Source organism: Haloferax sp. ATB1 (assembly GCF_000730175.1).
Genome location: NZ_JPES01000020.1, coordinates 1 through 18,909, shown reverse-complemented (window position 1 = coordinate 18,909; position 18,909 = coordinate 1). Strand labels below are relative to the sequence as shown.

The 18,909-nt window shown below is 67.8% G+C and carries 20 protein-coding genes and 2 pseudogenes; 3 read left to right on the top strand and 19 right to left on the bottom strand.

Annotated elements, in window-relative coordinates:
* Positions 1 to 406, top strand: a pseudogene (locus tag ATB1_RS03535) (epimerase); the annotation flags it as partial.
* Between the two features lie 77 nt (positions 407 to 483).
* Here ATB1_RS03535 and ATB1_RS03530 read toward each other — a convergent pair.
* On the bottom strand, positions 484 to 1,095 hold the full coding sequence (locus ATB1_RS03530; protein WP_042662296.1) for a cyclopropane-fatty-acyl-phospholipid synthase family protein: 612 nt from the start codon (positions 1,093 to 1,095) through the stop codon (positions 484 to 486).
* Between the two features lie 150 nt (positions 1,096 to 1,245).
* Between ATB1_RS03530 and ATB1_RS03525 the strand changes: the two genes are divergently transcribed.
* Positions 1,246 to 1,467: a hypothetical protein gene (locus ATB1_RS03525; RefSeq protein WP_042662294.1), complete on the top strand. Its 222-nt coding sequence runs from the start codon at positions 1,246 to 1,248 to the stop codon at positions 1,465 to 1,467.
* 126 nt (positions 1,468 to 1,593) lie between these two features.
* Here ATB1_RS03525 and ATB1_RS03520 read toward each other — a convergent pair whose 3' ends face one another.
* On the bottom strand, positions 1,594 to 2,202 hold the full coding sequence (locus ATB1_RS03520) for a translation initiation factor IF-2 subunit beta (protein WP_004975572.1): 609 nt from the start codon (positions 2,200 to 2,202) through the stop codon (positions 1,594 to 1,596).
* A gap of 138 nt (positions 2,203 to 2,340) precedes the next feature.
* Here ATB1_RS03520 and ATB1_RS03515 point away from each other — a divergent pair, with 138 nt between their 5' ends.
* Positions 2,341 to 2,559: a hypothetical protein gene (locus ATB1_RS03515; protein ID WP_042662293.1), complete on the top strand. Its 219-nt coding sequence runs from the start codon at positions 2,341 to 2,343 to the stop codon at positions 2,557 to 2,559.
* 63 nt (positions 2,560 to 2,622) lie between these two features.
* Here the strand turns inward: ATB1_RS03515 and ATB1_RS03510 are convergent, their stop codons facing one another.
* From ATB1_RS03510 to ATB1_RS03430, 17 genes and pseudogenes are all read right to left on the bottom strand, one after another.
* Entirely contained in the window at positions 2,623 to 3,342 is a 720-nt protein-coding gene (locus ATB1_RS03510; RefSeq protein WP_042662292.1) for a fumarylacetoacetate hydrolase family protein, read from the bottom strand.
* A 109-nt stretch (positions 3,343 to 3,451) separates the two neighbouring features.
* Positions 3,452 to 3,673, bottom strand: a complete 222-nt coding sequence (locus ATB1_RS03505; RefSeq protein ID WP_042662291.1) for a hypothetical protein — start codon at positions 3,671 to 3,673, stop codon at positions 3,452 to 3,454.
* A 181-nt stretch (positions 3,674 to 3,854) separates the two neighbouring features.
* Positions 3,855 to 4,699, bottom strand: a pseudogene (locus ATB1_RS03500) (ion transporter).
* Between the two features lie 91 nt (positions 4,700 to 4,790).
* Positions 4,791 to 5,618, bottom strand: coding sequence for a hypothetical protein (locus ATB1_RS03495; RefSeq protein ID WP_394324763.1), 828 nt, complete (start codon positions 5,616 to 5,618; stop codon positions 4,791 to 4,793).
* Positions 5,619 to 5,738: 120 nt separating this feature from the next.
* Positions 5,739 to 7,109, bottom strand: coding sequence for a uracil-xanthine permease family protein (locus ATB1_RS03490; RefSeq protein WP_042662289.1), 1,371 nt, complete (start codon positions 7,107 to 7,109; stop codon positions 5,739 to 5,741).
* Between the two features lie 145 nt (positions 7,110 to 7,254).
* The gene (gene hpt, locus ATB1_RS03485; RefSeq protein WP_042662288.1) at positions 7,255 to 7,800 is read right to left on the bottom strand and encodes a hypoxanthine/guanine phosphoribosyltransferase; all 546 of its coding nucleotides are present in this window, start codon (positions 7,798 to 7,800) and stop codon (positions 7,255 to 7,257) included.
* A 311-nt stretch (positions 7,801 to 8,111) separates the two neighbouring features.
* On the bottom strand, positions 8,112 to 9,182 hold the full coding sequence (locus ATB1_RS03480) for a hypothetical protein (protein WP_042662287.1): 1,071 nt from the start codon (positions 9,180 to 9,182) through the stop codon (positions 8,112 to 8,114).
* Positions 9,183 to 9,275: 93 nt separating this feature from the next.
* Positions 9,276 to 10,529 carry a M20 family metallopeptidase gene (locus ATB1_RS03475; RefSeq protein WP_042662286.1) on the bottom strand — a complete coding sequence of 418 codons (1,254 nt, stop codon included), beginning with the start codon at positions 10,527 to 10,529 and terminating at the stop codon, positions 9,276 to 9,278.
* Entirely contained in the window at positions 10,522 to 11,922 is a 1,401-nt protein-coding gene (locus ATB1_RS03470; RefSeq protein WP_042662285.1) for an APC family permease, read from the bottom strand. The genes ATB1_RS03475 and ATB1_RS03470 overlap by 8 nt, the downstream gene beginning before the upstream one ends.
* A gap of 115 nt (positions 11,923 to 12,037) precedes the next feature.
* Positions 12,038 to 12,727: a helix-turn-helix domain-containing protein gene (locus ATB1_RS03465; RefSeq protein ID WP_042662284.1), complete on the bottom strand. Its 690-nt coding sequence runs from the start codon at positions 12,725 to 12,727 to the stop codon at positions 12,038 to 12,040.
* A 102-nt stretch (positions 12,728 to 12,829) separates the two neighbouring features.
* Positions 12,830 to 13,855 carry a deoxyhypusine synthase gene (locus ATB1_RS03460; protein ID WP_042662283.1) on the bottom strand — a complete coding sequence of 342 codons (1,026 nt, stop codon included), beginning with the start codon at positions 13,853 to 13,855 and terminating at the stop codon, positions 12,830 to 12,832.
* Positions 13,856 to 13,936: 81 nt separating this feature from the next.
* A complete protein-coding gene (locus ATB1_RS03455) occupies positions 13,937 to 14,698 on the bottom strand; it encodes a Nif3-like dinuclear metal center hexameric protein (RefSeq protein ID WP_042662282.1) in 762 nt (253 codons plus the stop codon).
* A 54-nt stretch (positions 14,699 to 14,752) separates the two neighbouring features.
* Positions 14,753 to 15,574 (bottom strand): agmatinase, encoded by an 822-nt coding sequence (gene speB, locus ATB1_RS03450; RefSeq protein ID WP_042662281.1) that lies wholly within the window; start codon positions 15,572 to 15,574, stop codon positions 14,753 to 14,755.
* Between the two features lie 15 nt (positions 15,575 to 15,589).
* Complete coding sequence (locus tag ATB1_RS03445) at positions 15,590 to 15,964, bottom strand: translation initiation factor IF-5A (protein WP_042662280.1); 375 nt, start codon at positions 15,962 to 15,964, stop codon at positions 15,590 to 15,592.
* A 94-nt stretch (positions 15,965 to 16,058) separates the two neighbouring features.
* Positions 16,059 to 16,487: a DUF5518 domain-containing protein gene (locus tag ATB1_RS03440; protein WP_042662279.1), complete on the bottom strand. Its 429-nt coding sequence runs from the start codon at positions 16,485 to 16,487 to the stop codon at positions 16,059 to 16,061.
* 57 nt (positions 16,488 to 16,544) lie between these two features.
* Positions 16,545 to 18,221: an AarF/ABC1/UbiB kinase family protein gene (locus ATB1_RS03435; protein ID WP_042662278.1), complete on the bottom strand. Its 1,677-nt coding sequence runs from the start codon at positions 18,219 to 18,221 to the stop codon at positions 16,545 to 16,547.
* An 8-nt stretch (positions 18,222 to 18,229) separates the two neighbouring features.
* Positions 18,230 to 18,649 (bottom strand): Hsp20/alpha crystallin family protein, encoded by a 420-nt coding sequence (locus ATB1_RS03430; protein ID WP_042662277.1) that lies wholly within the window; start codon positions 18,647 to 18,649, stop codon positions 18,230 to 18,232.
* Positions 18,650 to 18,909: the final 260 nt, after the last annotated feature.

Here is an 18,909-nt window from a genome sequence, read left to right as displayed (position 1 = left end):
CGCGGTCGAGCGCCCGGGCGTCGGCGGCCGCGCCTACAACGTCACGAGCGAGGAGACGATGACGTGGAACCAGTACCACGAGCGCGTCGCCGCCGCGCTCGACGCGCCCGAACCCGACCTCGTTCACGTTCCGACCGAGGTGCTCCGCGCGGTCGCGCCCGACCGGACGCGGATGCTCCGCGACCACTTCCGGTACAGCACCGTCTTCGACAACGGGCGGGCGAAGGCCGACCTCGGGTTCCGCTACACGGTCGGGTTCGAAGAAGGCGTCAGCGGGGTGGTGTCGTGGCTCGACGCTCACGACGCGGTCGAGTCGTGGGACGCCGACTCGCTCTCTGACGACCTCGCGGCGGCGTGGCGGGACGCGACCGACGCGTTCGTCGCGGGGTTCGAGTCGGGCGGGTGAGCGCCCTCGTGCGGTGAACGAACCGGCCGAGTCGAAACCAGTCGGCCTCCGGACTCACTCCGGTTTCTGCGGAAAAATCACTCCGGTTTCTGTAGAATCAACTCCTCGCAGGCGTGTCGGTGCGGTTCGCCCGCGGAGTCGTCCGCGAACACGTACTCGTCGCTGTGCCGGACGTCCCAACCGTCGTAGTAGCCAGCCAGTTCGCCGGGGTCGTAGAGATGTTCGTTCTCACCCCAATCGGGGGCCGGCGCGACCTCCGGGTGGTCGACGAAGGCCCACACCGCGTGGACGCCGCCGGGGCGCGTCGCCTCGCGGAACCGCCGGAACTGCGAGTCGCGGTTCCCCGGGCGGACGTACTGGAGCGTCCCGATGGAGTAGACCACGTCCCAGCGCGACTCGAACGCGAGGTCGTTCACGTCGGCGCGCCGGGTCGCGAGTTCGACGCCCCGCTCTTCGGCGAGTCGTTCGGCCTTGTCGAGACCGTTCGGCGAGATATCGACCGCCGTCACGTCGTGGCCGCGCTCCGCGAACCGGACCGCGTCGCGCCCCTCGCCCGCCCCGAGGTCGACGACTTCGGGGTGCGTCTCCGGCGAGACGGCGTCCGCAGTCCGGGTCGCCAGCTCGTTCGGTTCTGTCCCCCAATAGTAATCCGCGCCGTCGTACAGCCGCTGTAGCTCCTCGAATCGCATGACGTAACCGATTTGAGGCGGCCTGATACGACTTGTGGCTCGGTCGGCCGCGACGGCCGCGGTGACCGTGACGCCCACGCGAACAACGGTCGCTCCCGCGGTGTGAGAACGGACGGCGGTTTTTCACCGATTCCGCCCCGATATTCGAACATGCTCCGAGCCCTGTTAGCGGCGTTCGGCCTCGTGGAACTGCTCTTTCCGGACAAACTGGTCGCCGCGATGACGCGCCTCGCCTACGAGGACGGCGGCGAGATGACGGCGAAGCCGTGGGTGACGACCGCGGCCCGCGTCGAGGGAGCGACGCTCCTGTTGGTCGCGCTCGTCGGCCTCCGCGGTCGGTGCGGCGGTGACGGCGAAGACGAAGACGAGTAACTGCGTCTCGCGGGCGTCATCGACGCCGGTGACCCGGCCCGCGAAAGAAGCGACCGCGGCGAGAGAATATGAGACTGTGCGCGGAATTCGGTCGCCGAGCGACTCGTGTTCCGCCGTGGGACCGATTCAGGCGAGTCGCGCGAACGCGAGCGACCCGCTCGTGTTCTTGATGTAGACGCGGACGGTCTGTCCCTCCTGCGCGCCGGGCACGAAGATGGTGTACTTCCCGCGCTGGGCGACGCCGTCGCCCTTGCGGCCGGTCCCGGTGATTTCGACCTCGTAGGTGCGGCCCTCTTCGACGGCCTCGCGCTGGCGCTTGTTGCTCACGCTGGAGCGCTTCTGGACCGGCCGGAAGGCACCACAGGCCTCACAGCGAAGCATGTCGACGCCGTCCTCGGTGACGAGGCGGGTGTCCGGCAGGCCGCACTCCGAGCAGATGACGTACTCCTCGACGTAGCCGTCGATGGCCTCCTCGAAGTCGTTGATGGAGAACGACCCGCTGTAGCGGGCGCGGTCGCCCTCCAGCTGGCCGCTCGTCCCGAGCGTGCGCTGGATGGCGCTGTGGAGGTGCGCGGGCGTCCGCGAGAGCGCGTCCGCGATTTCCCCGAGGTTGGTGAGACGGGTGAACGCGCCGTCGGTCTCGCCGGACGGGTCCGGGACTTTGAGGCGTTCCTGTTCGACGTTTCGTTCCGGTAGGACGTTGAGCGCTCGGTCGAGCGCAGTCTGATACTCCATAGGGGTTCGAGTGTCTGGCGACGTATAGCCGTTCCGTGACCGTCTTTGCCGCGGCACCGGCGCGACGACTTCGTTTCATCATCCCCGACGACGGAACCGAGCGCCACGCCTTCGGCGCTGGCGCTCTAACGACTCGTCATGGGCTACACGTGGCAGTACTACGATCTCGTACTTCTCGGCATCCTCGGGAGCCTCGTCGCCGGCGTCGTCGTCGGCCGGGTCACCCCGATGGAGCCGCAGACGACGCTCGTCGCCTTCAGCGCCCTCGCCGCGGTCGTGATGGCGCACGGCCTGTTCGTCAACGGCCCCGTGGACGAGCCGACCGACCTCGCGGACGAGGTCGACGCGCTGAACTGAGTCGGACGAGCCGACGACCGTCGGCCGTCCGCCCACCTCTCGTCGCCTTGTTCTCGCGCCTTCTTACTCGCCGTCGACGACGCGGTTCGTGAGCGTGCCGACGCCCTCGTACCAGATTTCCACGTCGTCGCCGGGTTCGACCAGTCCGGGGTTCGCGGGACTGCCGAACGAAATCACGTCGCCCGGCTGGAAGGTGTAGCGCTCCGAGAGGAACGAGACCACTTCGGCGGGCGAAAAGAGCATCCGCTCGGTGTTGGCTTCCTGCCGGAGTTCGCCGCCGACGTGGGTCGTCATGTCGACGTTCGACGGCTCCACGTCTGTCTCTATCCACGGACCGAGCGGTCCGGAGCCGTCGAACGCTTTTCGAGCCGTTCGGCCGGGCTGGTCGAGCGCGTCGAGGTCGTTGAGAATCGTGTAGCCGCGGACCACGTCCGACACGTCGGCCTCGGCCACGTCCGAACACTCGCGGTCGATGACGGCCGCGAGTTCGCCGGCGTAGGTTAGCTCGTCGGTCCAGTCGGGGTACTCGACGTCCGCGCCGGGGTCGAGCACCGACACCGGCGGCTTGATGAACCAATCGGGCTGGTCGGGGATGTCGTAGTCCATCTGGTCGACCGTCGCCGCGTAGTTCCGGCCCACGCAGTAGAGCGCGGTCGGCTCGCAGGGCGCGAGCAACTCGGCGTCGACGCCGACTTCGTACTCCTCGCCGTCGGCCGTCACGACGCCGTCGTCGTACCGGCCCGACACCACTCCGTCGTCGGTTCGAATCCGTGCCAATCGCATTACTCGCCCCTGCGGCGGCCACTCACTTCAAGCGACGTGTCTCCGCAAGCGAATGCGGGCAGGAAAGCGAACGCGGAGAGTGCGAACACGTGCGGGCCGCCGACGCGACTCAGTCGGACGCCGACTCCCGGTTCATCCGGGGCATCGACCGGTTCTCGCTGTCGACGAGGTTGTGGATGCGCTCGGTCCGCGCCGATTCGAACTGGCGCTGACACCGGGCGACGCCCGACGTGGAGTCGGCGCGGTCGGGGGTGGTTGTCTCGCTTTCGGCGGACTGTTCACGGGCTGTTCGCAGGGTCGGTTCGTAGGTCGGGGTGGCGTTTGTGCTCACGATTTTGGATGGTTCGGGTCGGTCGGACGGCTGTGCGGCGGCGAGAAGAGTTATCGAAGTACGCGTACGACCGACATTGTTGTACCCGGCAGTACAGGCCAATCTATAATAAATATTCATGTTCGAACAGCGGGCGCGTGCTCGGCCCGCGAGCTGTCCGACCGCGTCCGCGGACGCGCGTTCACTCCCGCGAGTCGTACTCCTGATAGATGACGTGGCCGCAGGACTTGCAGTGCGAGGCGTCGGCGTCGTGGTAGGCCAGCCCGCAGTTCTGGCAGGTGACGTTGACCTTGTCGCGGTGGCCCCACTCCTTGACGATTTTGCTCGCCCTGCCACGGGATGAGGATGACCGCCCGCGAGGATGGCGGCGACCGTGACCCACCGCCCCGCCTCCGTCACCGGGACGATGTCGCCGAAGCCGACCGTCGAGAGCGCGACGACGACGAAGTAGAACGCATCGCCGAACGTCCCGACGGCGGGGTTCACCCGGTGTTCGAACGAGTAGAACATCCCCGCGGCGACGAAGAAGATGGTCAGCACCGTCAACAGCAGTTTCATGACGCGGAGCGTCCCGACCGAGACGGTACCGAAGAAGAACTCCTCGTCGCGCGTGAAGCGGTAGAACCGGAGGACGCGAACCACGCGAATCGCCCGCAGGAAGCCGATGTTGGCGGCGACCGACGAGACGGGGAGCACGAGCACCGCCAGCGTCGGCAGAATCGCAAGGAGGTCGACGAACGAGTAGACGTTGAACAGTTCGGCGGTCCGGTCTCGCGCGCCGTAGAGGCGGAGGAGATACTCCGCGAGGAACACGACGGAGACGGCGGCCTCGACGGACCAGAGCGCCGACTGGACCGCCGCCGAAAGCGGGTAGGTCTCGGCGACGAACAGCCCGACGAAAAGCAGGTTGAGCGCGAGGAGCGCGATGTCGATCGCCTTGCCGACCGGGGTCCGGTGGTCGAGGAGGTAGAACCTGACCACGTCCCGCGGCGTCTCGCGGCGCGACCTCCGCGCGTGACCGTCCATACCCCGCCTTCGGCGGTGAGATACTTATACGGTCGTCTGTGGGTCGATGGCCTGACGGCGACGAGTCGGCGGCGAATCGGCGGCGGCCGTCTCAGAGGACGATTGCGCCCTCGGGGAGTAGCTCCCGCTCGGTCCGCCGCGCCTCCTCGCCCTCCTCGACGAGCGTCGGTTCGCCGACCGGCTCCGAAAACCGGTTCGGGTCGGGCTCGACCCGCTTGAGCATCGACGAGAACACCGGTCCCTTCCGGCCGCCGGCGGAGGTGATGCCGCCGTACTGCCGCTCTTCGAACGTCGACTCGTCGGGGCTGGGGAACTCCTCGCGGATTATCTCCGCGGTGTCTCTGATGTACTCGGCGGCCTCCTTCTGCGAGTAGAGGCTCTCGTTGTAGTAGCGCTCGGCGTACTCGTCGTCGAGTTCCTCGGTGGAGTGTTCCGGCGACTCGTAGAGGACGGACTCCGTGGTCGTGTAGCCGCTGGCGAAGCGGATGTTGACGGTGAAGCAGTCGGGGTACCGCAGGATGATGGGGAAAAACAGCATGTCGGTGACGGTGATTCGCTGCTGCATCCGCCAGAGCCCCTCGAAGTAGTAGGCCGTGAGCGCGCCGATACGGTCGTCGCGCTCCCCGCGGTTGTACGCCATCGCAATCTCCTCGAAGTCGTCGCCGGCGATGTGGCGACAGCGCCGCTTGTAGCTCTTGGCGATGCCTTCGAGTTGCGTCTCGTAGGCTTCGAGCAGGGGGACGTCGGGGTCGGCGAGCATGTCCGCCTTCCGCTCTTGGGCGTCCGCGATGTTCATCATGTTCTCGTGGAACAGTCGCTCGGCGTCCTCGTCCGGCAGGGGCGTTCGAACCGCCTGTCGGTACAGCACCCGCGTATCCCCGTTGAACGTGACCCGCTGCTGCTCGCTCATCGTACACATGGTAAGGCAGCGAACAGAAATGAATTCGTCGGTAATCCGGACGGTTTCCCGACAGTCACGAGACACGAACTATAACACGTCCATTGAAACCGTAATCAGTTATCATCTGTTCGATGTGTATCAGTCGTCGGTTGACGCGCGGCCGTCCGCGGCGACCGACTCGTCGGCCGCGTCGAAAAGCGGGCTCTGGTCGCCCGGCGCGAGCGTGTTGAGCACGAGCGCCGTCAGCGCGGTCACGATGACGGGCTGACTGAAGAACGTCGCGGCGGCCTGCGGGAGCCCCGAAAGCGCGTCGGGTCGCGTGGCGACGCCCAGGCCGAGCCCGAGCGAGGCGGCGACGACGACCATGTTCCGGCGGTCGAGGTTCGTGTGGAGGAAGACGAGACGGACGCCGCTGGCGGCGACCATGCCGGCCATGAGCAGGACCGCGCCGCCGAAGACGGCGCTCGGGATGGTCGCGACGGCCGCGCCGACCTTCGGGCTGAGACCGAGGACGGCGAGGACGACGCCCGCGATGCCGACGACGTACCGGCTCATCACGCCGGTGAAGTTGACGATGCCGACGTTCTGCGAGAACGACGTGACCGGGAACGCGCCGAACACCGACGCGATGGAGCTCATGAAGCCGTCGGTAAAGAGGCCGCCGCGGAACTCCTCGTCGGTCGGGTTGCGCCCCTCGGCGGCGGTGATGCCGGACATGTCGCCGACGGTCTCCATCGCGGAGACGAGAAACAGGAACGCGAAGGTGACGATGGGGACGGGTTCGAACGTGACGCCGAACGCGCCGGGGCGGGGAATCGCGAACCACGCCGCCTCGGCGACGGGCGTGAAGTCCACCACGCCGAGCACCCACGCCACGACGTAGCCGACGGCGATGCCGACGAGCGTGCTCAGGAGTCGGGTGATGCCGTCGGTAAAGAGGTTGAGCGCGACGGCGACGCAGAGGACGAGCGCCGCGAGACCGATGTTGTATGCCGCGCCGTAGTCGGCGGCACCGGCCCCGCCGGCGGCGTAGTCCATGCCGACCGGGACGAGGTAGAGGCCGATGATGACGACGACGAGGCCCGTCACCAACGGCGGGAAGAAGGGTTTGATGCGGTCGAACTGCCAGCCGATGAGCCCCTCGACGAGGAAGCCGGTGACGAGAATCGCGCCGAACACCGCGCTCAAGCCGTAATCGACGCCGATGGTCGTCGCCGCGCCGACGAAGGTGAAACTCGTCCCCATCACGATGGGGAGCCGCGAGCCGACCGGCCCGACGGCGTACGCCTGTACCACGGTCGCGAGCCCCGAAAACAGGAGCACCATCTGGACCACGTAGGCCGTGTCGGCGACGCCGAGGCCGACCGCGCCCGCGACGATGAACGCCACGGCGGTCGCCGGGACGATCATCACCGAGACGTGCTGTATCCCGAGGAGAATCGACTCCAGCAACGGCGGCCGGTCGTCGATTTCGTATTCGAGGCCGAGTTCGCCGCTCTCGTCTGACATCTGTACTCGCCACGAGCGACCCCCGTTCAATAATAGTTTCGCGTTCGAGCGTATTTCACGTCACTCGATGCGTCGAGATATACATTTACGTGTATATTCGTCGCGACGACCCGAATCGCGGTCGCGCCGGTCAGCGACGTTCCGCTCAGTGAATCTCGACGCCGTCCTCGTCGACGCTGATGTCCACGAGGCTCGTCGCCTCGTAGTCGGTGTCGTCCAGCGCCGTCTCGCCGACCTTCCGGATGGCGACGACGATGTCGGAGACCTCCGCGCCGATGTCGTCGAGCGCGCCGCAGATGGCCGCGAGCGTCCCGCCGGTCGAAAGCAGGTCGTCGACGACGAGCACGCGGTCGCCGTCTTCGATGTCGTTGATGAACATCTCCGACTCGGAGTAGCCGGTCGTCTGGTGGAGCGCGACCTCGCCGTCGAGGCCGTACTCGCGCTTGCGGATGACGACGAGGGGCACGTCCGTCTGGAGCGACAGCGCGGTGGCGATGTGGATGCCCATCGCCTCGGGCGCGACGATTTTGTCCACGTCGAGGTCGGCGGCGCGGGTGATGCCGACGACGACCTCGCGCAGGAGTTGCGGGTCGAGCATCGGCACGCCGTTGCTGACGGGGTGGACGAGATAGGAGTAGCCGTCTTTGTCGATGATGGGCGCTTCGTGTAGGGACTCTTCGAGTCGCTGCATGGGGTCCGTTTCACGAATCGACCCAAAAGTGGTTCGCTCTCCGAGAGTAGCTCGTTTTCCCTCGCGAGCGGTTCGACCCACACGACGCCGCGGTCGGTGGGTCGTAGTCGCTCTTTCGATTCGCAGTAGTCGGCTCGAATCGACCGGCTTCGGTAGCTCTGTCACCGTCGCTCGTTCGGGAACATGGCCTCGGCACTCATAGGGCTCCGCATCACCGAGTGCCTAGTTCGGTTCGGAACGGTGCCGTCGTCATCGGCCACCTCGCTCTCGCCTCGCGAGCGAGTAATCACCATCGGTCTCGCCCGACTCGCTCACGCCTTCTCCAACGCGGACACGTCGATACGGGGGTACCGCACGCCGCCCGAAATCGAGCCCTCGCCGGCGACGACGCCCCAGAGCCGGACGCGTTCGTCTGCGAGCAGTCGAAAGCCGATGTCGCCGTCGAAAAAGCAGCCGGTGGGCCAGCGGGCGACCACGTCGCCGCTGAGTCGCCCCCGGTCGTCCTCGACGGCGACGAGCGCCAGCCGAGTCTCGTCGCGCTCCATCGTCTCCTCGACGCGGCCGGTGTACGTGACGGTCGTTCCCGCGTACGACTCGGGGTTCGTCCGGAGGTCGGCGTAGGGAATCGTCGTCGCGTTCGCCGGCGTCGCGACCGCGGTCGTCCGGTTCGGCAGGGTCGACTCCTCCGAGAGCGGTTGCGGCGTCGGGAGCGACCACTCGACGGTCGGGAGCGCAACGTCGGGGAGATGGTCGTCGACCCACGCCGCGCGGCGAGCGACCGCGGCGCGGAGCTTCGGCGAGCGCTGGACGAAATCGGAGACCTGCTCGACGGCGAGGTAGGTGACGAGGCCACCGGCGACGTAGGTGCCGGCCTTTTTCAGCGCCTCGCGGCGGGTGAGTCGGTCGGCTTCGTCGTCCTCGTCGTCCACCGGGTCGTCGCCGTCGCCGTCCGCGTCGGGACTGCCGCCGTCCGAACCGCCGTCACCGATGGCGAGTTCGCGGACGAACGATTCGACGCCGGTCTCGCGGATTTCGACGGCGATGGCCGGTGCATCGAGGACGACGAGTCCGGGCCGGTGGGCGTCGGAGGCGACTCGCCCGCCGCCGACCGCCGCCACGTAGGGTTCGATGCCGGCGCGCTCGCACCGCCGGACGAACGCGCTCGCCTTGTCCGCGGTGACGGTGCCCGTCGTCGTAATCCAGATTCGGAGGTCGCGCTTTGCGCCCTCGGGTGTCTTCCCGGTGGCCTCCACGTGCACGTCGGGGCCGCGGAAGCGGACGCGCGTCTCGTAGCCTCGCGCCCCCCAGACGCGCTCGAAGACGGCGGCGAGTTCGACGTCGGAGCGGTCCGAAACGACCGACGTGAGACTGGGCGCAGTCATTGCGTCCGAGGTGCCGGGCGAGGCTGTTAGCTGTTTGCGCCCGGTTCTCGGCGTTGAGAACGCGGCAAAACGGAGCGGAGCGGCCGAAACGCCTCAGCCGAGGAATCGAACCGCGGCGTCGGCGACGATGTCGGCCACGTCGACCACGTCGTCGGTGAAGACGAACTCGCCGGCGGCGTGGATGTTCTCGCCGTCGGGGCCGAGGATGACCGTCGGGAGGCCGGCGCGGTCGCCGAGGTAGTTGAAGTCGCCGACGCTGGAGAAGTAGCCGTAGGCGGGGTCGACGCCGGCGACCGCGCGAGTCGAGTCCGAGAGGGCCGACACGAGCGGGTGGTCGTCGTCCGTCACGTAGGGGCCGTAGCGGATGCCCTCGTCGGGCGCTTCGCGGAATCCCACGTCGACCTCGCTCTCCAGGCCGAGTTCCTCGACGGCGCGTTCGGCGTCGGCGCGGGCGTCTTCGAGGGTCTCACCGACGACGACGTGGCGGTCGACCATGAGGCGAGCGCGCTCGGGGACCGACAGCGTCTGGCTTCCGCCCTCGATTTTCAGCGGGCAGGTCGACCCCGAGCCGAGTTTCGGGTGGTCGCCCACGTCGAGGTCGTCGAGCGCGGCCGCGAGTTCGCCGGCCTCGACGACCGCGTTGACGCCGGTGTCAGGCTTCGACCCGTGCGCCGCCTGTCCGCGGACGTCGATGTCGTAGAAGTAGCGACCGCGCGCGCCGAGCAGGAGCGCCGGGTTCTCGACGTCCTCCTGTGCGAGAATCGGGCCGGGTTCGGTGACGACTGCGGCGTCGCAGTCGTCGACGACGCCGTCGCGGATGAGGCGGTCGGTGCCGAGCCCGTAGGGGCCCTCCTCGTCCACGACGGCCGTGAGGAGCACGTCGCCGGCGAGGTCGCAGTCGGCGAGCGCGTCGAAGGCGACCATGACGGCCGCGAGGCCGCCTTTCATGTCGCACGCGCCCTGTCCGTACAGTTTGCCGTCCTCGATGCGGCCCGAACACGGGTCTTCGTCCCAGTCTTCGACCAGTTTCACGGTGTCCATGTGGGCGTTCAGCAGGAGCGTCGGCGCGTCCGAGTCCGAGCCCTCCAGTCGAGCGACGACGTTGTCGCCCTCGTACTCCGTGATGTCCGGTTCGCTCACGTGGTGGTACTCCGGGTCGTGCCCCCGGGTGTCCAACCAGTCGTAGACGAATTCGCTTACCTCGGCCTCCTCGAAGTACGGGCTCGGAATCCGCACGAGTTCCTGCAAGAGGTCGATTGTCTCGTCGGGGTCGACGCGGGGGGCGGCGTCGCGGTCGAAGTCGGCGTCGACCGGGCGGTCACCGCGCGGCGTCGCGTCGTCAGTCATCGCTCATCCCGCGGACAGAGGGGTTGTACTCGTCGGAGGGGACGCCGGGGAGCGTCCCGAGGATGGCCTCGACGTCGTGGTCCTTCCGCTGGCCGCGGTACCAGTAGACGCCGAAGACGACGAGGCCGACGGCGACCCACGGGACGTAAATCGACAGCGAGCCCTTGTACGCCTCGGTCAGGAGACCGACCGCGCCGAGCGAGCCGACGAGCCCCGTCACGGTCAGCAGCGCCGGGCGGGAAAAGCCCGCCTCCGCGCGGAGGTCGGTGCGGCTGTAGAGCACGTACAGCACCGTTATCGACACCGCGGCGTAGGCGATGAGGTAGCTGAACGTGGCGATGGCGATGGCCTGACTGAGGCCGGTGCTCCAGAAGGTGAGGCCGGAGGCGACGACGTACAGCGTCAGAAGCGACCAGTGGGGCGTCCCGAAGCGGTCGGAGACCGCCGAGAACTTCTTGGGGAACACCTCGTCCCACGCCCACGAGTAGGGCATCTTGATGCCCGCGGCCATGACCGCGTGGACCGACGACGCGGTGGCGAGCAGGCCGCCGACGCCGACGATGGCCGTGCCGATATCGCCGAGGAACACCGCCGCGGCCGTCGAGAGCGGCCGCGCCGAGTCCGCGAGGACCGTGTAGTCGCCGACGACGCCGTAGATGACGGCGGCGGTCAGCACGTACAGGAAGATGAGGATGGCCGTGCCGCCGGCCATCGCCAACGGGAGGTTCCGCGAGGGGTTCTTCACCTCGGCGCCCATCTGCCCGGCGACGGCGATGCCGATGTAGGCGTAGAACAGCGGGACCGCGGCGGCGACGAAGCCGTCGAAGCCGCCGGTGAAGAACGGCTGGTAGTTCGCGGCGTCGATGTTCAACAGCCCGGGGCCGACGAGCACGAGTATCGACAGGATGAGGAAGCCGAAGATGGCGTTCTGCGAGCGGCTGTAACTCTTCGCGCCGATGAGGTTGACCAGAAAGAGGACCGTCAGCAGGCCGAAGCCGGCGAGCGTCGGGTCCACCGAAGGATAGAACACCTGTAAGTAGCTCCCGAAGCCGATGGCGAGGACCGCGTCGGCGGCCATGTAGCCGAGCCACTTCGACCACGTCACCACGAAGCCGGGGAGTCGGCTGTCGAACGCCCGCGAGACGTAGGCGTACGACCCGGCCGCGCCGGGGAAGATAGTCGCCATCCAGCCGTAGTTGAGCGCGATACTCATCGCGAGCAGCCCCGAGAGGATGACGACGAGGATGACGCTCGGTCCCGTCGTCGAACTCGCCGTGCCGAGGGTGACGAACAGCCCCGCGCCGAGCGTCCCCGCCACCACGGTGCTCACCGCACCGAACAGTCCGATGTCCCGCGAGAGACTCCGTCCGTCGTTCACGTCTACCGATGACATGCTATCACATGGGTCGGTTGTCCGGCAAAGTACCCCTCCCTCTCATGAGTGGGGCGGCGGGAGAGCGAGCGGCGACCCCGGCGGAATCCGGCCCGAGAACCCGAAAAAACCCGTCTCAGTAGTCGCCGAGCAGTTTCGACTCCGCCTTCCGGAGGTGTTCGAGCAGCGTCGCCTTCGAGATGTCCAACTCCGCGGCCAGCGACGCGGCGCTCACCTCGCGGGGCCACGTGTAGTAGTCGCGGCGGCGAGCCAACTCGTACACCTCGCGCTGGCGGTCCGAGAGCGCGTCGGTGCGGAACATGCCGCCGCCGTCCTCCGGGGCGGTGATGAGTTCCACGTCGATGTCGGCGTTCCGCTCCTCGCGAATCTCCTCTAACCGCTCGTGGACGGTCTGCCGCGTCTCGTGGACGAGCACGGTCCAGCGCTCGCGGCCGCCCTGCATCCGAACCGGTTCGTCGGGGATGAACCCCCGCGAGACGAGGGCGTCGTTGATGGAGTTCCGGAGGTCGTAGCGGACGACGATTCCCCGCGCGGCGCTCCCCGGAACCCCGACGTCGCCGTCGTGTTCGTCGGTCTCCCACACCGACTCGGTCAGGTCGGACGCGCGGACCGCCGCGACGAGTTCGTCCACCTCCTCGGTCGTGTCGGCGTAGGCGGTGAAACGCCCGTTGGCGAGACCGTCTATCTCGTGGACGCCGTGACCGAGGAGTCCCCCGCTCGTCTCCGCGGTCACCTGTAGCGTCCAGCAGTCCGGGTGCCAGATGTCGAGACAGACCCGAACGCCCCGTCCACCCTCTCGTGCCATTCGTTGGCATGGAAGGGCGCTCGCCGGGTAAAAAGGTATCCCACCTCACTCGACGGCAGGTGGGCGCGTGCTGACGCGACGGTCGGGCGGTTCGCCGCGGTGTTACTCGATTCGCTCGCGCGCCGCGGCGACGAGTAGGGGGAGCATGATTGTCGCGTCGCCGAGGACGGTCGTGTTGCGGGCGTCCTTCTCCAGTTTGCCCCACGAGCGCGCCTCGTCGAGCGTCGCGCCCGAGAGGCCGCCGGTCGCGGCGGGGTCCATCGTTATCTGGACGCCGTAGTCGTACGCGCCCGGCGTGACGAGCATCGTCTGGAGCGTGAAGTTCTTCGGGACGCCGCCGCCGACGAGGAGACAGCCGGCCGTGTCGGCGTCGTACGCGAGGTCGGTCAACGGCGTCATGTCGGCCAGCGCGTCCAGCGAGAACGACGAGGTCTGCGAGTACATCCACGCCTGCAGGCCGAGCACGGAGTCCTGCACAGCGGGGCAGTAGATGGGCACGTCGGCCTCGTAGGCCGCGGCCGCGACGCCGGCGTCCTCCTCGATTCCCTCGCGCTCGTTGACCTCGCTGTTGGCGCGGCCGAGTTCGCGGCAGAGGTCGGCGATGCTGACGGTCCCCTCTTCCTCCAGCGCCGGGAACACCTCGCTTCGGAGGTGCGACTCGAACAGCGCGAAATGTTCCTGCGGGAGGTAGACGTTGTAGATGCGGTCGACCTCCTCGTCGCGGAGCGTCTCGTCGTGCTCGCGTTCGGTCTTCTCGCCGTGGTTCTGAGACCCATGATGATGTTTGCCCCCGACGGCCTCGATGGCGTCGTGCGTGAGGTTCGCGCCCGTCGTCACGAGGGCGTCGACGTGGCCGTCGCGGATGAGGTCGGAGACGACCTTCCGCATCCCGGTCGGGACCATCGCGCCGGCCAGCGACATGAACACCGTGCAGTCGTCGTCGGCCAGCATCTCGGCGTAGATGTCGGCGGCCTCGTGGACGTCGGCCGCGCCGATGCCCGCGTGGCCGTACTGCTCGACTAACTCGCCGACCGTCATGCCGCCGCGGACCTCGGCGTGGCCCAGCGGGTCGTGTTGGAACTCCTCGCGGTCCGGCATCTCGTAGCCGTCATCGTCGTGGTCGCTCATGCGAGGGAGTGCGTCGGCAGGGCGTTTGAACGCCCCGGTCCGGTGAGGCCGTGCGGCGGGTTGGCAGACGTTCGGTCGCCCTTACAGCCCGGTCGGGTGGCTGACGTACTCGGTTTCGAGGCCCCACTCGTCGGCGAGGTCGCGCAGGCTCCGCACGCCGAACGTCTCGGTCGCGTAGTGGCCCGCGAGGAACACCGAGATACCGGCCTCGCGCGCCTCGTGGTACGCCTTCTGTTTGCCCTCGCCGGTGACGAGCGCGTCGACGCCGCGGTCGATGGCCTCGTCCAACCAGTCGACGCCGGAGCCGGTGACGACCCCCACCGACGAGAGTTCGTCGGGGCCGAAGTCGAGGACGGTCGTGCCCGCGCTCCCGTCGAGTTCGTCGAGCGCCGCGTGGACCTCGTCGGTCGTCTTCGGCGACTCGAACGACCCAGCCTGCCCGATGTGAATCGGTCCGAGCGACCCGAACGGCTCGGTGTCAGCGAGTCCGAGGTGGTCGGCGACGCCGGCGGCGTTGCCGAGTTCCTGATGGCCGTCCAGCGGGAGGTGCGAGACGTAGAGCGCGAGGTCGCCGCGAAGCAGGGGCTCGATGCGGTCGAAGTCGCGGCCGGTCAGCCGGTCGAGGCCGCCCCAGACGAGACCGTGGTGGACGACGAGCAGGTCGGCGTCGGCGTCGAGCGCGGCGTCGATGGTCGCTTCCGCGGCGTCGACGGCGAAGGCGACTTTCTCGACCGGTTTCTCGTCGGGGCCGACCTGCAGGCCGTTGGCGCTGGCGTCCACGTCGGCGAACTCGTCGGTGGCGAGCGTCTCGTCGAGTCGGGCGACGATGTCGGAGAGCTGCATACCGGGGAGTCGTGACTCGGGAACTTGTAAGGAACGGGGTTCGCCGCGGGTCGGTTACTCGTCTGCCCGCCCGGCGGCGTGCGAGAAGACGAACTCCCGGAGGAGCTTCGCCGCCAGCGACGCGGCCTGTCCGTCGTCGCGGTCGTTGACCTCGACCACGTCGAAGCCGTCGGCGCGGGGCGCGACCGCTCGGACCGCGTCTCGCATCTCCCGAGAGGTGAGGCCGAACGGCTCTTTCGTGCCCGTGCCGGGCGCGAACGCCGGGTCCGCGGCGTCGATATCGACGCTCAGATAGACGGACTGGTCGTCGTCGAAGTCGGGGTCCCAGTCGGCGACGGCCTCGGGTTCGACCACGGTCACGTCGGCGGCCTCGGCGCGTTCCCACTCGTCGGGCGAGCCGGTTCGCGCGCCGAGAATCACGGCCTCGTCGACGCCGAGTTCGTCGATGACGCGGCGGGTGACGGTGGCGTGGCTCCACTCGTTGCCGTCGTACTCGCGGCGGAGGTCGAGGTGGGCGTCGAGACAGACGAACACGTCGGGTTCGACGCCGGTGACGCCGGCGGCGGTGACGGTGTGTTCGCCGCCGAGGACGACGGGGACGGCGTCGTCCCAGACGGCGTCGCGGACGCTCCCGGCGAGCCATTCGACGTACTCAGGTGCGTCGTCCCACGCGCGGACGTCGCCCGCGTCGTGGACGCGCAAGTCGGTGAAAAACTGGTCGGTGCGCCGGTCGTAGTCGTCGAACGACTCGGCGAACCGACGGATTCGATTCGGCCCGAACCGGGTTCCGGGTTGGAAGGACGTCGAGATGTCGAGCGGAGCGCCGAGAAGGACGTAGTCGGCGACCTCGCGGTCTGCGATTGCTCCGGGGAACATCTCTGTGACCCCCGTTTAGACGATTTTTCGCTGGCCTTCGTATTCGAGGTACTCGATCTCGTCTTCGGGGTTGAGGTCTTCCTCGTCGGGGATGCGCATCGTGAACGTCTGGTACGTTTCGAGGTCCATGATCTGGGCGTCCTCGCCGGTGACGGAGACGACCTGGCCCTGTTTCCGCTCGATGATGGGCACCCACACCTTCGCGTCGACGGGCTGGGAGAGCGAGCGCTTCTTGCTGTCGAAGACGCCGCGGGCTTCGACGCGCGCCTTCGCGCTGCCGTGCTTGCCCGGCTTGGCGGTACTGTAGGCGTAGATCTTGCACGGCTTTTCTTCCATCATGACGTAGCTTCCTTCTTGGAGCTCGCGCACCTGCTTCTGCTCTTTCGCCATGCCTCTCCGTTATCGGATGGAGGGTATAAACGGTTTGGAACCGTCTTCGCACGCGAATCTCTGCCGTGGAAGGCGCGGCCGTCGGCCGATTCGGTCAGGCGTCTTCGACCGCGTCGACCTCGGCCATCTCGGGGTCGAACCACGTCCCCGTCGCGTCGCGCCTGACGCGGCTCCCGAGCGCGCCGGACGCGACGTTCGGCAGCGCGAGCGCGAGCATGATAGCGGTCGTCAGTTCCCCGGGCGTCTCGACCAGCGGGATGACGTACTGGAACGGAAAGAGAATCGGCGTCCGTTCGAGAAAGGTCAAAAGCACCGAGAGCGGCATGAGCAGACAGCCCCAGGCGACGCCCGCCATGAGGCCGTGCCACCCGCCGTCGGCGGGGTCCGTGCCGACGACGTAACCGGCGAGCGCGCTCCCCGTGACCCCGCCGACGAGCGTGAACTGCCCCGTCATCGCGTAGACGAGCGATTCGGTGCACGCGGCGAGACACACCCCCACGAACACCGGTCGCCACTCCGTCATGCTGAACAGTGTGTCCGCGAGAGCCGATAAAATTACGCGCCCGATTCTCAGTGTTGATTACTCTCTGCGGCGCTCTTTGAGGTTCTGCCGGGTGAACTGCGGCGTCGTCCGGATGCCCTTCCGCGAGCGGAACGACCGCCACAGGAGCAGGGCGACGACGCCCGTCGGCGCGCCCGCCGCGCCGACCGCGACGAGGTTCTCCGGGTTCAGCGCGTAGATGATGACCGTCGAGACGAAGCCGAACGACAGGAAGATGCCGTAGATGAGCCGCTTGGCCAGCTTGTCGAGGACCCCCCGGTTGTCCTCCAACCGGACGTTGAGCGTCAGATTGTCGCGGTCCGCCCGGTCGAGGACGCGTTCGAGTTTGGGCGGCACGCGGAACAGCGACTGGGCGGTCTTTTGGCCCTGCTGTCCGACGCCCTCGATGATTTTCTGGACGCTCTCCTCGCGGTATCCCTCCTCGGTCAGGTAGTCGGTCGCCACCGAGATGAAGTCGAACTCGGGGTCGAGCGTGACGCAGACCCCCTCGACGACGCCGGCGACCCGGAGCACGAGCGCGAGGTTCCGGGGGAGCCGAAGCGGGAACTCGTAGATGGTCGATTCGACCTGTTCGAGGATTTGGTTGACGCGGTACTGCTCGATGTCGTCGCCGCGGGCGTCGGCGATGGCGAGTTCCATCACGTCGCCCATCACCTGCCGGTCGACGTTCGGGCTGAGCGTCCCCATCTCGATGAGCGTGTCGAGGATGCCGTCGACGTCCTGGTTGGCGACGGCGATGTAGAACTCGACGATTTTCTCCTGGACGAACGGGTCGACCTCGCCGTGCATCCCGAAGTCGTAGAAGATGATGCGGCCGTCGTCGGTCACGGAGAGGTTCCCCGGGTGGGGGTCGGCGTGGAACACGCCGTCCTCGACGATCATCTGGAGGTAGATCCGCTGGAGGTTCGTCGCCAACTCCGTGCGGTCGATTCCGCGGTCGTCCAGCGCCTCGATGTCGTTTATCTTGGTTCCGGGGAGGTACTCCATCGTGAGCACTCGGTCGTCGGAGCGCTCGGGAATCGGCTCGGGGATGACGAGCGTGTCGTCGTCCGCGAAGTTCTCCTGAATCTCGACGAGCGTTTCGGCCTCCTCGGCGTAGTCCATCTCCTCGCGGATGGTCTTGGCGAACTCGTCGGCGAGGTTCTCCAGCGAGAACGCCCGCCCCTCGCCGATAAAGCGCATGAGAAGCGGCATGGACCACCGGATGACCCGGAGGTCGGCCTCCACGAGGTCCTCGATGCCGGGGCGGCGGACCTTGACGGCGACCTTCTCGCCCTCGTACTCGGCGACGTACACCTGTCCGAGGCTCGCGCCGCTTATCGGGTCGCTGTCGAACGCGTCGAACGCCTCCTCGACGGGGCCGAGCTCCGCTTCGAGGACGGCCTTCGACTCGTCCCACGGCGCGGCCGGCACGTCGTCTTGGAGGCTTCCGAGCACCTCGATGTACTCCGGCGGGAGGATGTCGGGACGCGTCGACAGGAGCTGTCCGAGCTTGATGAACGTCGGCCCGAGCGTCAGTAGCGACTCCAAGAGGACGTCGGCGCGCTTGACGCGCATCTCGGTCGTGACGCGTCGGCCGCCGCCGAACAGGAGGTACTTCCGCTTGTCACGGGTGTACGCGACGATGAGCGGGAAGAACTGATACAGGACGACGAGGAACCGCCAGTAGGCGCGGAGGTTGACCAGCGTGACCACCCGCCTCGTCAGGCGTCGTCACCGGACGTCTTCCGGTGGGCCGACGAGGCGTCCTCGTCGTCGTCGCCGTCGCCGTCGGTTGTGATGGGGATGGTCCGCTCGGAGGCGGCCTCGCGCTTGGGGAGGCGGATTTCCAGCGTCCCGCGCTCCATCGACGCCTCGGCCTCGTCGGCCACGGCGTCCGGGGGAAGCGGGACCTCGGCGTCGAGGAACAGCGGGCGCTCCTCGCGGACGTAGTCGAACTCGGCGGGGAGCCGTTTGTCGCGTCGCGCTTCGACGACCAATCTGCCCTTCTCGACTCTGAGCTCCGCCGTCTCGGCGGTCACGCCCGGGAGGTCGAGGACCAAGAGGTACGACGTCTCGGACTCCAACAGGTCGGCGAACACCGCGTCCGGGAGGTCGGACAGCGCGTCGCGCAGTGCTGACATGAACGCTCATAAGGAGTCGGGGTCGAAAAACCCGGCGGTCTCGCGCGCTCGCGCGAGCGCGAAGCCAAAACGGGCCGGCGCTCGGAAACCGCCCGCCGTCGCGTCCGAGGCCGACGCTTTTTGCCCCCCGAACCGAAGGGCCGGTATGAACCACGACGACCGACGCACGGCCGGGTTCAAGCAACGAACGCGGCTGTCGGACGCCCGCGAGACGCTCCTCGCGGCGGCGACGCCGCACGACCGAACCGTGCGCCGACCGC

Excerpts from the sequence above, each read along its gene's own strand:
- ATB1_RS03530 (WP_042662296.1), bottom strand. The coding sequence starts at position 1,095 with ATGCGATTCGAGGAGCTACAGCGGCTGTACGACGGCGCGGATTACTAT.
- ATB1_RS03525 (WP_042662294.1), top strand. The coding sequence starts at position 1,246 with ATGCTCCGAGCCCTGTTAGCGGCGTTCGGCCTCGTGGAACTGCTCTTT.
- ATB1_RS03520 (WP_004975572.1), bottom strand. The coding sequence starts at position 2,202 with ATGGAGTATCAGACTGCGCTCGACCGAGCGCTCAACGTCCTACCGGAA.
- ATB1_RS03515 (WP_042662293.1), top strand. The coding sequence starts at position 2,341 with ATGGGCTACACGTGGCAGTACTACGATCTCGTACTTCTCGGCATCCTC.
- ATB1_RS03510 (WP_042662292.1), bottom strand. The coding sequence starts at position 3,342 with ATGCGATTGGCACGGATTCGAACCGACGACGGAGTGGTGTCGGGCCGG.
- ATB1_RS03495 (WP_394324763.1), bottom strand. The coding sequence starts at position 5,618 with ATGTGTACGATGAGCGAGCAGCAGCGGGTCACGTTCAACGGGGATACG.
- ATB1_RS03490 (WP_042662289.1), bottom strand. The coding sequence starts at position 7,109 with ATGTCAGACGAGAGCGGCGAACTCGGCCTCGAATACGAAATCGACGAC.
- hpt (WP_042662288.1), bottom strand. The coding sequence starts at position 7,800 with ATGCAGCGACTCGAAGAGTCCCTACACGAAGCGCCCATCATCGACAAA.
- ATB1_RS03480 (WP_042662287.1), bottom strand. The coding sequence starts at position 9,182 with ATGACTGCGCCCAGTCTCACGTCGGTCGTTTCGGACCGCTCCGACGTC.
- ATB1_RS03475 (WP_042662286.1), bottom strand. The coding sequence starts at position 10,529 with ATGACTGACGACGCGACGCCGCGCGGTGACCGCCCGGTCGACGCCGAC.
- ATB1_RS03470 (WP_042662285.1), bottom strand. The coding sequence starts at position 11,922 with ATGTCATCGGTAGACGTGAACGACGGACGGAGTCTCTCGCGGGACATC.
- ATB1_RS03465 (WP_042662284.1), bottom strand. The coding sequence starts at position 12,727 with ATGGCACGAGAGGGTGGACGGGGCGTTCGGGTCTGTCTCGACATCTGG.
- ATB1_RS03460 (WP_042662283.1), bottom strand. The coding sequence starts at position 13,855 with ATGAGCGACCACGACGATGACGGCTACGAGATGCCGGACCGCGAGGAG.
- ATB1_RS03455 (WP_042662282.1), bottom strand. The coding sequence starts at position 14,698 with ATGCAGCTCTCCGACATCGTCGCCCGACTCGACGAGACGCTCGCCACC.
- speB (WP_042662281.1), bottom strand. The coding sequence starts at position 15,574 with ATGTTCCCCGGAGCAATCGCAGACCGCGAGGTCGCCGACTACGTCCTT.
- ATB1_RS03445 (WP_042662280.1), bottom strand. The coding sequence starts at position 15,964 with ATGGCGAAAGAGCAGAAGCAGGTGCGCGAGCTCCAAGAAGGAAGCTAC.
- ATB1_RS03440 (WP_042662279.1), bottom strand. The coding sequence starts at position 16,487 with ATGACGGAGTGGCGACCGGTGTTCGTGGGGGTGTGTCTCGCCGCGTGC.
- ATB1_RS03430 (WP_042662277.1), bottom strand. The coding sequence starts at position 18,649 with ATGTCAGCACTGCGCGACGCGCTGTCCGACCTCCCGGACGCGGTGTTC.